Genomic DNA, 14,052 nt, shown 5'->3' on the forward strand with positions numbered 1-14,052 from the left:
GTCTCACGCCGCGTCCAGCGCGGCGCGCAGCATCGGCAGATAGCGCTGCGGATTTTCCAACATCGGAAAATGTCCGCAGTTCTCGAAGACGACGAATTCCGCCTCCGGCAGAAAACGCTTCATCGAATCGCCGATCGTCTGCACGAGATTATGCGTCGGATCGCTGTCGCCCCAGACGATCGTCACCTTGCGCGGACTCGCGGCATAGGGCTTTTCGGGCGTCGCCATCAAGGCCTGATAGGCGTTGCAGAGGCAAAAGCAGCCGCCGCGATCGAGGCCCGCGATCGCTTCTTCGGCGAGCTTCGGCGCGATCGCCGAGGTCGCCGGCGGCATGGCGACCTTGTACCAATGGCGCGTCACCACATGATCGAGGGCGCGCATGAAAATCTGCCCGACATAGGGCCGTCGAATCAAATTCATGCGATCCGTCCCCGCCGCCCATTTCTGAGCCTGCGAGATCGACACTGTCTGTTGCAGCATGAGATGGCGCACGCGATCCGGCCGCGCCGCGGAAAAGGCGACGCCGGCGAAGCCGCCGAGGCAGGCCATGTCCAGCACGGCGTCCCGAATGTCGAGCCGGGCGAAGAATTCGTCGAAGACCTCGCAATAGCTCGCGACGTCGAAGCGAAAGCCCGATTTGACGAAGGATTGGCCGAAACCCGGCGTCTCGACGCAAACGACCCGAGCGTGGTTCGACATTTCATCGATGATCGGCAGATATTGTTCGATCACATTCGGCGGGTCGGGCACGATCACCAGCGTCTTGTCGCTCGCGCCATTCTTTTTTTCCACGATCAATGTGCGTAGCGTCGCGCCGCGCGTCTCGATGAATTCGCCCTTCGCGCCATTCAACTTCGGGCCCGCCTCGCTGCGAGCGGCGCGCGCGCGCCGATCCGCCCACAACCAGCGCGACATTTCGATTGCGTCCATCCCTCGGTCTCCTCGCCGCCCTTTGAAATCGATGCGCGGAGCGATCGCGTCGCGCCAGATTTCTATAGAGCGGGCCCATCGACGCGCCTTGTGTGTCGGCGCACATCGTTCGATCCCGCCAGTCACTAACACATTGGGACAGGCTCGAGCCGGTCGTCGTTTGCAAGAAGCGACGGAAGGGCGGCGAGCGCAAGCTGAGCAGCTTGTCAACATGCGGAAATAATGTGACAAATATTGTCACAGTGTTGTCGTGCAGCGTCTCCGCGCAGCAAGGCGAACAGCATGAAGATCAAGGGCGCAGCGCAAATTGCGCGGGTGCGCGAAAGGTTTCGCGTGTCGTTTCCGGCGCAAGCCAGCGCGGAAATTCTTTTGGAAGCGCGCAACATCGATTGGAGAGTCAGAATGACGGATACGCGATTCATGCCGGAACACGCCGCTCATGCTTTCGACGCGAAAACTTCGCGCGGGTCGATCTCGATCGCGCCCATCTTCGGAGCGCGCCGGCCGAAAGACGCTTTCTTCGAAATGCTGTCGCGTCATCTCCATCGCGGAACTCTGATCGTGCGCCACGATGGCGTCGATCATCGCTTCGGCGCCAGCGACGAAGCGCCGATCGTGCTGCGCGTGCTGCGCGACGACTTCTTCAGCCGCGTGCTCGCCTTCGGCAATCTGGGCATGGGCGAAGCGTTCATGGCGCAGGATTTCGAGGTCGAGGACGGCCGCCTCGTCGATTGCCTCACAATGCTGTGCCGCGCCGGCCTGCATAAGAAGCTGCGCTCCGATTGGAGCTTCCTCTTCCGCTACGCCGGCATGCTCGCGAGCAATCGTCTCATGAGCCCGGCGACCAATGTTCGTCGCCATTACGACATTGGCGAAGACGTGTTCGACGCTTTTCTGCTCGACCGCTATCAGGTCTATTCCTGCGGCTACGCGCATTCGCAGGACGACGACGCCGATCTCTTGCAGCAACGCAAGCTGGATCGCATTTGCCAGAAGCTCGAGATCGAGCCGGGCCAGTCGCTGCTCGACATAGGCTGCGGCAAGGGCGGCATGCTGATCCATGCGGCGCTGAACTTCGGCGCGCGCGGCGTCGGCGTCACCAATAGCGTCGCGCATCATGCGCGCGCGCAGGAAAACGCCGCGAAATATGGCGTCTCCGATCGTGTCCGCTTCATCCTCGGCGATTATCGCGAGATCGAAGGCTCCTTCGACCGCATCGTCAGCGTCGGCATGCTCGAGCATGTGCGCGCCAAAGATTATTCGGCCTATTTCGGCGCCATCGAGCGTCTGCTCGCGCCGACGGGACGCGGCCTCGTGCATGTCATCGGCTGCAACACGGCGATCAATCGCCATGACCCCTTCATTCAGAAATATGTCTTCCCCGGCTCCGACACGCCGAAGCTCTCCGCCATGACGACGGAGCTCGAGAAGAATTGCCTCGCCATTCTCGACGTCGAGAATATGGCGCGTCATTACGCCGTGACTCTGCGCCGCTGGCTGGAGGCTTTCCGCGCCAATAGCGGAACGCTCGATCCTGTGCGCTACGACACGGTCTTCAAGCGCATGTGGGAATACTACCTCAGCTGCGGCGTCGCTTCTGCGATGGCGGGAGACCAGGCGCTCTATCAGCTCCTCTTCACCAAGGATTATCACGCGCCGTACCGGCTGCAGCGCGTCTGACACGCGATTTCGTTTTTATCGGGGGTGCATATGTCGAAGGAAGCAAATCAGGATTTCGCGCGCCTGCGGGAGCAGGTCCGTCGCGCAGGATACGGCCGCAAGCTGACGGCCATCGGCATCGCGGAATGGCTGCTGTTCATCGCCTTGACGGCGACGGGCGTCACGCTCGTCATCGTCTCGGACATGCTCATCGTCAAGGCGATCGGCATGATCCTCGTCGCCTATGGCTGCATGGGCATGTCGACCAATGGCCACACCGCCTCGCATCATGCGATCAGCAACACGCCCTGGGTCAATGACTTCATCATGTATTTCGACTTTCCCTTCTTCCTCGGAGTGTCGGGAAATTATTGGCGCCATAAGCATGTCGTCGTGCATCATCCCAATCCGAACGTCATCGGCGTGGACGACGACGCCGATCTGGCGCCGGTGTTCACGCTCAACGACCGCGATTTGAAGAACGCCTCCGGCCTCACCCGATGGTGGTTCGAGCATCAGGGCTATTTCTTCCCCATCGTGCTGCTCGGCAATTCTTTCGGCGTCGCCTTCAAGGGCTGGCGCTTCCTCATCCGCGAGCTGAAGGACGATGAGCGCCGCAACCGTCAGAGCTGGATCGATCTCGCCTGCATGATCGCGCATTGGATCGTGTGGATCGTCATCCCGATCGCAATATTCGGCTTCGCCAATGTCGCGACCTTCTTCGTCGTGCAAATGTTCATGATGTCCTATGTCATGTTCGCCCTCTTCGCTCCGGCGCATTATCCGGAGGAGGCGATCCAGGTGACGAAGGACGCGACGCGCGACAATTATCTGATGCTGCAGACGGCGACCGCGGTGAATTTCGAGACGGGGCCGATCGGCCGCCTGCTGTGCGGCGGCGTCGATTTCCAGATCGAGCATCACCTCTTCCCCTGGATCAGCCCGCGTCACTATCCGCAACTCGCGCCCATGCTGCGCCGGTTCTGCGAGGAGCACGGCTATCCCTATCGCTCGCAGGGCTGGGGAATCGCCACCTGGAAATCCGTCGTCACCCTCTTCAAGCCGAAGAAGATCGAGGAGGAGTTCCCCGCGGTTGAAAACCTGCCGCTTGCCGCTCATTATCAGCAACAGAGCAGAATTCGCCGCGAAGCCGAGGCGCCGCTCGCCGAGCCGACGGTCGAGACGGCGATGGGGAAAGCATGAGAGCATGAACCACGCCGGCGACGGCAATGCGCGTTCGGTGACCATCGCCGCGAGAGACGGAGCGTCTCTCGCGGCGATGCTGTTTTCGTCACCGCGCGGCGAAGGGCCCGTCGTCGTCATCGCCGGCGCGATCGCGGTGAAGCAGAAATTCTATGAGCGCCTGGCGCGCTTTCTCGCCGCGCGCGGCGCCGAGGTTCTCACCTTCGACTATCGCGGCGTCGGCGCCTCGCGCAAATTCGGAACGCCGCGCGGCGGCCTGCGCGCCTGGGGCGAGCAGGATCTCGCCGGCGCTCTGGATCACGCGCTCACGCTCGCGCCCGATGCGCCCTTGCGCGTCGTCGCCCATAGCGTGGGCGGCCAATTGGTCGGGCTCGCCGAGAATAATCATCATATTCGCGCCATGCTGGCGATCAGCGCGCAGATCGGCGATTGGCGGCTGTGGCCGGCGCCGCGCAAATACGCGCTCTGGCTGTTCTGGAACGCGCTGCTCCCGATACCGGCCGCCGTGCTCGGCTATTTTCCGGCGGCGCGCCTCGGGCTCGGCGAAAACCTGCCGAAGGACGCTGCGCTCGAATGGGCGCGCTGGTGCCGCAACCCCGACTATTTCGTCGACGCTGCGGGGCGGCCATTTCCGGGATGTTTCGACGACTTCACCGGATCGATTCGCGCCTTGACGATCGAGGACGATTGGATGGCGCCGAAGCCGGCCGTCGACGCGCTGATGCACCGCTACCGGCGCGCGAGTATCGAGCCCATGGCGATTCGCCCCGAGGCGAAAGCGATCGGGCATTTCGGTTTTTTCCGCGACCCCGGCCGCCCCTATTGGGACGATTGCGCGCGCTGGTTGATGGAGAGCTGAACGGCGCGCGTGGACGAAGGTAGTTCTCGCTCCGCCGCCCGGGCACGCTGGCCAAGCGATTGATTTATCTGGCGAGAGAGACGGGGCTCGAACCCGCGACCTCCGGCGTGACAGGCCGGCGCTCTAACCAACTGAGCTACTCCCCCGCGAGCACTGCGCAACGCATCGCGCTAGCGAGAGGCGCCGAATAAGGCAGACGCCGGCCAAAGTCAAGAAACTTGGCCAGAAACTTGGCCGAGCCTCGCTCGCCGCGGCTTTCCCGCTCGCCGGCGGCGGCGGCAAAACCGCGCAGCGGCGGTTCGGGCCTTCCGAATCGGCCCAGCTCCGTGCTCCTGATAGCAAGACCGAGGACTGCAGAGAATCCGTACGGGTTGTCAGGACTTTCTCGGTCATGAAGCCGAAGCCGTTAGGGGCTAGTGTGCCCGCAGGCCCGGCGCTTCGGGCGGGGGAAAGCTCATGTCGGCCATTCCGACGACGCCAGAAACCTCTCAGTCGCGGCTCTGGCGAGAGATCGCCGTCGCCCTCGCTCTCAAAACCGTGGCCCTCGCCCTCCTCTACTTCCTGTGCTTCGACGCCTCCAAGCGGCCGCAGATTTCGCCGGCCGCCGTCGCGGAAAAGCTCTTTGCGCGGGACCGGGGCTGATTCTCTTTCAGGAGCGCATGATGTTCGAACTCGACGTGGTGACGCTTTCAAGACTGCAATTCGCGCTGACCGCCCTCTATCACTTCCTCTTCGTGCCGCTGACTCTCGGCCTCTCGCTCATCCTCGCCATAATGGAGAGCGTCTTCGTGATGACCGGCCGCACCATTTGGCGCGACGCGGTCAAATTCTGGGGCGTGCTGTTCGGCATCAACTTCGCGATGGGCGTCGCCACCGGCATCACCATGGAGTTCCAGTTCGGAACCAACTGGTCCTACTACTCCCATTATGTCGGCGATATTTTCGGCGCGCCGCTCGCGATAGAAGGGCTGATGGCCTTTTTTCTCGAGGCCTCTTTCGTCGGCCTGTTCTTCTTCGGCTGGAACCGGCTGAGCAAGGTCGCGCATCTCACCGTCACCTGGCTCGTCGCGCTCGGCGCCAATTTCTCGGCGCTGTGGATTCTCATCGCCAATAGCTGGATGCTCAATCCGGTCGGCGCGCAGCTCAATCCGCAGACGCTGCGGATGGAGCTCACCTCCTTCACCGAGGTTTTCTTCAACCCCGTCGCGCAGTCGAAATTCGTGCATACGGTCAGCGCCGGCTATGTGACCGGCGCGATGTTCGTGCTCTCCATCTCGGCCTATTATCTGCTCTTCAAGCGCGAGCATCGCGAGATCGCACGGCGCTCCGCCAATGTGGCGGCGAGCTTCGGCCTCGCCTCGGCGCTCTCCGTCGTCGTGCTCGGCGACGAGAGCGGCTATACGGCGAGCTTCAACCAGAAAATGAAGATCGCCGCGATAGAAGCGATGTGGGAGACGGAGCCGCCGCCGGCCTCCTTCACCGTCTTCGGAATTCCGGACGTGAAGGAGCAGACGACGCATTTCAAGCTCGAGGTTCCTTTCGTCCTCGGCCTCATCGCGACGCGCTCGCTCGACACGCCGGTCGAGGGCATAAAATCGCTGGTCGAAAAATCGGAGACACGAATCCGCGCCGGCATGCCCGCCTATGAATGGCTGGCCGCGCGTCCCGACGGGCCGAATGCGCCCATCCCCGCGGAGCTCGAGCCCGCCTTTCGCGATCTCGGCCATTCGCTGCTCTTGAAGCGGTTCAGGCCCGACATAGAAAACGCCACCGACCAGCAGGTCCATGAGGCGGCGCTCACCACCATCCCCAATGTGCCGGTGCTGTTCTGGGCGTTCCGCATCATGGTGGCGCTGGGCTTTTATTTCATCTTCCTGTTCGGCGCGGCCTTCTTCGTCGCCAGCCGACGGCGCCTCAGGGAAAATCCCTGGCTGCTGAAGCTCGCCTTCTACAGCCTGCCGCTGCCCTGGATCGCGGCCGAGCTCGGCTGGATCGTCGCCGAATACGGCCGCCAGCCCTGGATCATCGACAGCGTGCTGCCGACCTTCCTCGGCGCCTCCAATGTGCCGGCCTATAACGTTCTGCTCAGCCTCGGCGGATTCGTGCTGTTCTACAGCGCGCTGGCGATCGTCGACGTCTGGCTCATCGTCAAATATGTCCGGCTCGGCCCGGAGATCGAAACCTTCCCGCGCGAGGCGCCGGAACGGCCGTTCCAAATCGCGTGACGCGCTTCCACCCTCCCCTTCAGGGGGAGGGTCGGCCTGCAAAGCAGGCCGGGGTGGGTGATCCCCCGAGACTGGGGATGTCACCCCCTCCCGCCCGCCTTCGGCGGTCGACCTCCCCCTCGAGGGGGAGGTGGGGCGCGCAAGTTTCTGATCGTCTTCCTCATCGAGGAGATACCCGACATGATCGACTACGGCATATTGCGGCTCGTCTGGTGGGCCCTGCTCGGAACGCTGCTCATCGGATTTGCGATATTGGACGGCTTCGATCTCGGCGCAGCGGTGCTGCATCCCTTCGTCGCCCGCAACGACGCCGAGCGCCGGCAGACGCTCAACGCCATCGGCCCGGTGTGGGAAGGCAATCAGGTCTGGCTGATCCTCGGCGGCGGCGCGATCTTCGCCGCTTTTCCGGCTCTCTACGCCGTCTCCTTCTCCGGCTTCTATCTGGCGATGTTCCTCGTGCTGCTCGGCCTCATTCTGCGGCCGGTCGCGATCACCTATCGCAGCAAGCTCGAGGCGCTCGACTGGCGGCGCGCCTGGGACTGGATTTTCTTCGTCTCCGGACTCGTCCCCGCGCTCCTCTTCGGCGTCGCCTTCGGCAATGTGCTGCTCGGGGCGCCCTTCCGCTTCGACGATCGGCTCGACGTCGTCTATGAGGGCAATCTCTTCGGCCTGCTCAGCCCCTTCGCTCTGCTCGTCGGCGTCGTCAGCCTCGCCATGATCACGCTGCAGGGAGCGACCTGGCTCGCCGGCAAGACGGAGGGCCCAGTCGCCTTTCGCGCCAAGCTCGCGGGCTGGCTGGCGGCCATCGTGCTTCTCGCCGCCTTCACCTATGCGGGCTATTGGGGATCGGAGAATATCGACGGCTATGTGCTGACCAGCGCGGTCGATCCCGCCGGCCCGTCCAATCCCCTGGCCAAGACCGTCGCGCGCGAGGCGGGCGCCTGGCGGGCGGCCTATGAGGCGCGGCCCTGGACGCTGGCCGCGCCCGCCGCCGCCTATTTCGGCGTTCTGGTCGCCGTGCTGGCCCTCGCCTTCTCGGCGCCCCTCGTCGCTTTCATCGGCTCCAGCCTCGCGACGGCCGGCGTCGTCGCCACGGCGGGCTTCACGCTGTTTCCCTTCCTGCTGCCCTCCTCGGCCGATCCCAATCACAGCCTCACACTTTGGGACGCCTCCTCGAGCCAGCGCACATTGACGTTGATGCTGGCGGCGGTCATCGTCTTCCTGCCCATCGTGCTCGCCTATACGGCCTGGGTCTACAATGTGCTGCGCGGGCCCGTGACGGAGACCGGCGTCGCCGACAAGGACAATTTTCCCTACTGACCGCAATTTCCCTTATCGAGCGCGCAATTTCCCCTATCGAGCGAAGGAGACCGGCATGTGGTATTTTTCCTGGATTCTCGGCGTCGGCCTCGCCTGCGCTTTCGGCGTCATCAACGCGATGTGGCTGGAGCTCGAGGAATATAGCGAGGAAAAGTGATCGACCGCCGGCATGGGCGCCTTGACGGGTCGACGGCTTTCGCCTAGGAACCCCAACTTCACCACTTCGGCAACGCGCTCCGTTCCTCAGCGGGAACGGAGCCGTCGTCGTATAAAAAGCCCGCATGGGCCGGCCTCCACCGGACGCGGGCGTAAGCAGCGGCGAACGCTCGTTCGCCCCAAATGGAGAGACGAGAAGATGGCCCGTATAGCCGGCGTCAACATTCCGACCAACAAGCGCGTCGTGATCGCCCTGCAATATATCCACGGAATCGGAGCGAAGAACGCTCAGGAGATCGTGGAGAAGGTGAACATCCCGCCGGAGCGCCGAGTCGCCCAGCTGACCGACGCCGAAGTGCTGCAGATCCGCGAGACGATCGACCGCGACTATCTGGTCGAAGGCGACCTTCGCCGCGAGGTGGCGATCAACATCAAGCGCCTGATGGACCTCGGCTGCTATCGCGGCCTGCGCCATCGCCGCCAGCTTCCCGTCCACGGCCAGCGCACCCACACCAACGCCCGCACCCGCAAGGGCAAGGCGAAGCCGATCGCCGGCAAGAAGAAGTAAGCTTCGGCTTACGTGTCGCGAAGCTCTTCGCGACGATCACCTGGGCAGGGAGCGACGAGCGCTTCCACCCTCATCGAGCCCTAGCGCCCGGCATTACGGGCGCGTCCGAAGGACGAGAAAGAGACAATGGCCAAAGAGACCACCCGCGTTCGCCGCAGGGAGCGCAAGAACATCGTTTCCGGCGTCGCGCATGTGAATTCGACGTTCAACAACACGATGATCACCATCACCGACGCGCAGGGCAACACCGTGTCCTGGTCGTCGGCGGGCACGATGGGCTTCAAAGGCTCGCGCAAATCGACGCCCTACGCCGCGCAGATGGCCGCCGAGGACGCGGCCCGCAAGGCGGGCGAGCATGGCGTGCGAACCCTCGAGGTCGAGGTCTCCGGGCCGGGCTCCGGCCGAGAATCGGCGCTGCGCGCGCTGCAGGCTGCGGGCTTCACCGTGACCTCGATTCGCGACGTGACGCCCATTCCGCACAATGGCTGCCGCCCGCGCAAGCGCCGCCGCGTCTGACGAGACCTATTTCATCGGGACGAATTGCGACGGGGTCTCGCGCCGGGCGGCGCGGAACCCGGCCGAGAGCTGAAGGAAAGGCGCCACAGTGAGCATCCAGAAGAACTGGCAGGAACTCATCAAGCCCAGCAAGCTCGAGGTGACGGCGGGCGACGATCCGCGCCGCATCGCCGTCGCCGTGGCTTCGCCGCTCGAGCGCGGCTTCGGCCTGACGCTCGGCAATGCGCTGCGTCGCATCCTGCTCTCCTCCCTGCAGGGCGCGGCGATCACCTCCATCCACATCGACGGCGTGCTGCACGAATTCTCGTCGATCCCCGGCGTGCGTGAGGACGTGACCGACATCGTCCTCAACATCAAGGACATCGCGATCAAATACGCCGGCGAGGGCGTGAAGCGGCTGACGCTGAAGAAGCTGGGTCCGGGTCCCGTCACGGCGGGCGACATCCAGACTTCCGGCGATCTGCAGATCCTCAATCCCGATCTCGTCATCTGCACGCTGGACGAGGGCGCCGAGTTCCGCGTCGAATTCACCATCGCGACCGGCAAGGGCTATGTCCCGGCCGACCGCAACCGCGCCGAGGACGCGCCGATCGGCCTCATCCCGATCGACAGCCTCTACTCCCCGGTCAAGAAGGTGAGCTATCGCGTCGAGAACACCCGCGAGGGCCAGGAGCTCGACAAGGACAAGCTGACGCTGACGATCGAGACCAATGGCGCGATCTCGCCGGAGGATTCGCTCGCCTATGCGGCGCGCATTCTGCAAGACCAACTCTCGGTCTTCGTGAATTTCGAGGAGCCGCGCCGCGAGGAGGCGGCTCCGTCGATCCCGCAGCTCGCCTTCAACCCGGCGCTGCTGAAGAAGGTGGACGAGCTCGAGCTCTCGGTGCGCTCGGCCAACTGCCTGAAGAACGACAATATCGTCTACATCGGCGACCTCATCCAGAAGTCGGAGGCGGAGATGCTCCGCACGCCGAACTTCGGCCGCAAGTCCTTGAACGAGATCAAGGAAGTGCTGGCGCAAATGGGCCTGCACCTCGGCATGGAAGTGCCCGGCTGGCCGCCGGAGAACATCGACGATCTCGCCAAGAGATTCGAAGAGCATTATTGAGGCGCCACTCTCCTTCTCCCGCTCGCGGGAGAAGGAGCCGCGCGAATGCGCGGCGGATGAGGGCACTCACCAGTCTCTCTCCCAAAATCGAGAGAGCATGAGCAGAGACGGCCGTTCCTTGGCACGGCGGCCGCAGAAAAACGGAGACCGCCACAATGTATCATCGTAACAAGAAGCGCCGCTTCGGCCGCACCCACGAGCATCGCAAAGCGATGTTCGCCAATCTCGCCCAGGCGCTCATCAAGCATGAGCAGATCGTCACCACCCTCCCCAAGGCGAAGGATCTTCGCCCTGTGGTCGAGAAGCTGGTGACGCTCGGCAAGCGCGGCGATCTGCATGCGCGCCGTCAGGCCATCTCCCGCCTGAGAGACGTCGATCTCGTCAGAAAGCTCTTCGACGTGCTCGGCCCGCGCTATAAGGAGCGCAATGGCGGCTACACGCGCGTGCTGAAGGCGGGCTTCCGCTATGGCGACAACGCCCCGCTCGCCGTCATCGAATTCGTCGACCGCGACGTGGACGCCAAGGGCCAGGATTCGGGCCCCGTCCAGACAGCGGCGGAAGAGGCGGCGTAAGCCGATGCTCTCCGGCCCCGCGAGCGGAAGCGTTCTCGGTTGGCCGAAAATCCTATTGAGGCTCGAGGGGGCGGCGCTGACGGCGGCCGCCCTTTTCGCTTATTTCGGCCTCGGCGCGGATTGGCGCCTCTTGGCCTGGCTCTTCCTCTTCCCCGATCTGTCGATGGCCTTCTATCTCGCCGGCCCGCGCATCGGCGCGATCGCCTATAATACCGCTCATACGACGATCATCCCCTTCGCCGTGCTCGGCGCCGGGGTCTATCTCGGCCAAGGGCTGATGATCTCCATCGCGCTCATCCATCTTTCGCATATCGGCTTCGACCGAATGCTCGGCTTCGGCCTGAAATATGGAACCGCCTTCGGCGACACCCATCTCGGCCGCGTCGGCCGTCCGCCGGATGCGGCGACGTGATCGTCGAGCCCTGGGTGGAGCTCGCCCGCGCGCGCACCGCCGCCGGCGACGAGCTGCTACTGCGCCATCGCGGCGGAATCTTCGAAATCCGCTGCAACGGCTATGATCTCATGTCCAATCGCGCCCATCGCTCCGAGGAGGCGCTGGCGCGGCTCGCCCTCGCGCAGACGAGCGCCGCGGCGCCGCGCATATTGATCGGCGGCCTCGGCATGGGCTTCACCCTTCGCGCCGCGCTGGACGTTGCGCCGAAAGACGCGCGCGTCACCGTCGCGGAGTTGCTGCCCGAGATCATCGCCTGGAACCGGGGCCCGCTCGCGCCGCTCGCCGGCCGGCCGCTCGAGGACTCCCGCGTCGAGCTGCGCGAGGCCGATGTCGCCGCTGTGATGGAGGCCTCCGAGGGAGCCTATGACGTCATCCTCCTCGACATAGACAATGGGCCGGAGGCCGTGCTCTGCGCCATTAATTCCGCGCTCTTCTCCGAGCGCGGCCTGCGCAAGATGCGGCGCGCGCTCGGCGCCGCGGGCGTGCTCGCCGTCTGGTCGGCCGACCCTTCGCCGCGCTTCGAGGAGCGTCTCGAGGAGACGCGCTTCTCCTTCCGCTCGGAAGAGGTCGCCGCGCGCGGCGCCGAAGGCGACCCCCGCCACATCATCTATCTGGCGCACGCTCGATAATCGCAGATCGCGTCAGGCCGGCTCCGGCTCCAGGGCGACCTCGGCGACCTCGGCGTCCTCGCGCCGCTGCGCGGCCCACATTTGCGCATAGCAGCCATCCGCGGCGAGCAGAGCGTCATGCGCGCCGCGCTCGACGATCGCCCCGTCCTCGAGCACGATGATCTCGTCCGCGTCGACGACGGTCGACAGGCGATGCGCCACGATGAAGCGGGTCACGCCCGCCGAGACGCTCGCGATCCGCTCCTGAATGAGGCGTTCCGTGCGCGTGTCGAGCGAAGAGGTCGCCTCGTCGAGGACGAGGAGACGCGGACGCTTCAACAATGCGCGGGCGATGGCGACGCGCTGTTTCTCGCCGCCCGAGAGTCGCAGGCCGCGCTCGCCGACGATCGTCGCCTCGCCCTGCGGAAGGCGCGCGACGACCTCGTCCAGCCCCGCGGCGCGCATCGCCTCGTCGATCTCCGCGCGCGTCGCCTCCGGCCGCGCGAAGCGGATATTGTCGATGAGCGTCTCGTTGAACAGCACGCAATCCTGCGGCACCAGCGCGAGGACGCCGCGCAGCGCGCGAAGGTCGAGCGCCTCGATCGCGACGCCGTCGACGAAGATCGCGCCGCGTTCCGGCTCGTGGAAGCGAAAAAGCAGCCGCACGAGCGTCGATTTGCCGCCGCCGCTCGGACCGACGACGGCGAGCGTCCCCCCGCGAGGCAATGTGAAGCTCACATCACGCAGCGTGGGATGATCCGGATGATGCGAATGCCACAGGCCTTCGACGCGCAACGACAGCGGCCCTTCGCCGGGAAGGTCCGCGCCATCGCCCGCGAGCTGCGTCTCGGTCTTCTCCGACAGAATGGCCAGCATGCGCTCGACCTGCGCGCTGCTGCGGATGAGCTCGCGCCAGACGGCGGTGAAATGCTCGATCGGCCGGACGACTTGGGCGAGATAGAGCGCGACGATCAGCAGATCGCTCGCCTGACCGCCATCCCGCAGCCGGAGCACGGCGAGCCCGAAAATGGCGCCGAAGGACAGGGTGAAGACGATCGTCAATGCGATCTGATTTCTCGCGGCTTGCGAGAAATGACGCAGCCATATCCGCTCCGCCTCGCCGAATAATTCGCCGAGCCGCGTCATCACCGCCCGTTCGGCGACAAAGGCCTTCACGCTCTCGAAATTCAGCAGGCTTTCGACGAAGAGGTTGGACGCCTTGCCATCCTGCTCGAACGCCCGGCGCGCCGTTTCCCTGTGCCCTTTCATCGACAGGGCGAAAGTCACGCCATAGACCGCGACGAAAGCCGAATAGGCGGCGAGCATGGCGGCGTCGAAAAGATGCAGCAGGACGCCTGCCGCCGTGATGATCTCGACAGCCATAGGCAGAAGGCCCAAGACCATGGAGAGCAGATGTCGGCAGGCGTTGACGCCTTCCGAGATCGTGCGGCCAAGCTCGCCGGTCCTGCGCGTCAGATGATAGGCATAGGGCAAATCGAGCGCATGTGCATAGACCTTGTGAGAGATCGCATGGACGAGGCGGCGCTCGACCGCCATTGTGAAGGGCGTCGCGATCGCCGGCGCCAGCCGCGCCGCGCCGAGCAGCCCGACATAAACGAAGACCGCGATCGTCGCGCCATTGGCGTCGCCGTGGCCGAACAGATCGACCGCGCGACCGAGCGCCAGCGGCGCCCCGGCCTGGAACAGCGCGCCGACCGCCCCGACCGCCCCTGCCGCGAATGTGCGGCCCACGAGTCGCGCGCCGGCCGTCTCCAGAATGAATTTCGCCACGCTTTTCGTCATTTGTGAGCCTTTCGCCGCTTCGGCTCCGCACAAAGAACAAATGAACTCATCCGCCGGCCGACCCGACCGGG

Annotated in this window: 15 protein-coding genes and 1 tRNA gene; 13 read left to right on the plus strand and 3 right to left on the minus strand. The window is 64.5% G+C overall.

All coding sequences use genetic code 11. The features are described 5' to 3' along the window. Positions 1 to 3 precede the first annotated feature (3 nt). Positions 4 to 930 (minus strand): alpha/beta fold hydrolase, encoded by a 927-nt coding sequence (locus tag IY145_RS08340; protein ID WP_196407785.1) that lies wholly within the window; start codon positions 928 to 930, stop codon positions 4 to 6. Between the two features lie 402 nt (positions 931 to 1,332). On the opposite strand from IY145_RS08340, the gene IY145_RS08345 reads away from it, so the two are divergent. The 3 genes from IY145_RS08345 to IY145_RS08355 are packed head-to-tail and all read left to right on the plus strand — an operon-like array spanning position 1,333 to position 4,651. After that, entirely contained in the window at positions 1,333 to 2,610 is a 1,278-nt protein-coding gene (locus IY145_RS08345) for a class I SAM-dependent methyltransferase (RefSeq protein WP_196407786.1), read from the plus strand. A gap of 30 nt (positions 2,611 to 2,640) precedes the next feature. Further along, positions 2,641 to 3,792 carry an acyl-CoA desaturase gene (locus IY145_RS08350; RefSeq protein WP_196407787.1) on the plus strand — a complete coding sequence of 384 codons (1,152 nt, stop codon included), beginning with the start codon at positions 2,641 to 2,643 and terminating at the stop codon, positions 3,790 to 3,792. A gap of 4 nt (positions 3,793 to 3,796) precedes the next feature. After that, positions 3,797 to 4,651, plus strand: a complete 855-nt coding sequence (locus IY145_RS08355; RefSeq protein WP_196407788.1) for an alpha/beta fold hydrolase — start codon at positions 3,797 to 3,799, stop codon at positions 4,649 to 4,651. A gap of 69 nt (positions 4,652 to 4,720) precedes the next feature. Here IY145_RS08355 and IY145_RS08360 read toward each other — a convergent pair. Further along, a tRNA-Asp gene (locus IY145_RS08360) sits at positions 4,721 to 4,797 on the minus strand. A gap of 310 nt (positions 4,798 to 5,107) precedes the next feature. Between IY145_RS08360 and cydP the strand changes: the two genes are divergently transcribed. The 10 genes from cydP (at position 5,108) to IY145_RS08410 (ending at position 12,199) form a co-directional block, all read left to right on the plus strand. Continuing rightward, positions 5,108 to 5,293 (plus strand): cytochrome oxidase putative small subunit CydP, encoded by a 186-nt coding sequence (gene cydP / locus IY145_RS08365; RefSeq protein WP_196407789.1) that lies wholly within the window; start codon positions 5,108 to 5,110, stop codon positions 5,291 to 5,293. 20 nt (positions 5,294 to 5,313) lie between these two features. Next, entirely contained in the window at positions 5,314 to 6,876 is a 1,563-nt protein-coding gene (locus IY145_RS08370) for a cytochrome ubiquinol oxidase subunit I (RefSeq protein WP_196410460.1), read from the plus strand. A gap of 180 nt (positions 6,877 to 7,056) precedes the next feature. After that, on the plus strand, positions 7,057 to 8,196 hold the full coding sequence (gene cydB, locus IY145_RS08375; RefSeq protein ID WP_196407790.1) for a cytochrome d ubiquinol oxidase subunit II: 1,140 nt from the start codon (positions 7,057 to 7,059) through the stop codon (positions 8,194 to 8,196). Between the two features lie 55 nt (positions 8,197 to 8,251). Beyond that, positions 8,252 to 8,353, plus strand: a complete 102-nt coding sequence (cydX, locus tag IY145_RS08380) for a cytochrome bd-I oxidase subunit CydX (protein WP_196407791.1) — start codon at positions 8,252 to 8,254, stop codon at positions 8,351 to 8,353. A gap of 198 nt (positions 8,354 to 8,551) precedes the next feature. Continuing rightward, complete coding sequence (gene rpsM / locus IY145_RS08385; RefSeq protein WP_196407792.1) at positions 8,552 to 8,920, plus strand: 30S ribosomal protein S13; 369 nt, start codon at positions 8,552 to 8,554, stop codon at positions 8,918 to 8,920. 126 nt (positions 8,921 to 9,046) lie between these two features. Next, positions 9,047 to 9,436 (plus strand): 30S ribosomal protein S11, encoded by a 390-nt coding sequence (gene rpsK / locus IY145_RS08390; RefSeq protein WP_018267194.1) that lies wholly within the window; start codon positions 9,047 to 9,049, stop codon positions 9,434 to 9,436. Between the two features lie 88 nt (positions 9,437 to 9,524). After that, positions 9,525 to 10,544 carry a DNA-directed RNA polymerase subunit alpha gene (locus IY145_RS08395; protein WP_196407793.1) on the plus strand — a complete coding sequence of 340 codons (1,020 nt, stop codon included), beginning with the start codon at positions 9,525 to 9,527 and terminating at the stop codon, positions 10,542 to 10,544. Positions 10,545 to 10,699: 155 nt separating this feature from the next. Further along, complete coding sequence (gene rplQ, locus IY145_RS08400) at positions 10,700 to 11,116, plus strand: 50S ribosomal protein L17 (RefSeq protein ID WP_196407794.1); 417 nt, start codon at positions 10,700 to 10,702, stop codon at positions 11,114 to 11,116. Positions 11,117 to 11,120: 4 nt separating this feature from the next. Then, entirely contained in the window at positions 11,121 to 11,528 is a 408-nt protein-coding gene (locus IY145_RS08405) for a DUF4260 domain-containing protein (protein ID WP_196407795.1), read from the plus strand. Further along, a complete protein-coding gene (locus tag IY145_RS08410; RefSeq protein WP_196407796.1) occupies positions 11,525 to 12,199 on the plus strand; it encodes a spermidine synthase in 675 nt (224 codons plus the stop codon). The genes IY145_RS08405 and IY145_RS08410 overlap by 4 nt, the downstream gene beginning before the upstream one ends. Positions 12,200 to 12,211: 12 nt before the next feature. On the opposite strand, the gene IY145_RS08415 is transcribed toward IY145_RS08410, so the two are convergent. Further along, the gene (locus IY145_RS08415; protein WP_196407797.1) at positions 12,212 to 13,981 is read right to left on the minus strand and encodes an ATP-binding cassette domain-containing protein; all 1,770 of its coding nucleotides are present in this window, start codon (positions 13,979 to 13,981) and stop codon (positions 12,212 to 12,214) included. Positions 13,982 to 14,052: the final 71 nt, after the last annotated feature.

Origin of the sequence: Methylosinus sp. H3A, from assembly GCF_015709455.1 — a bacterium.
GTDB lineage: Bacteria > Pseudomonadota > Alphaproteobacteria > Rhizobiales > Beijerinckiaceae > Methylosinus.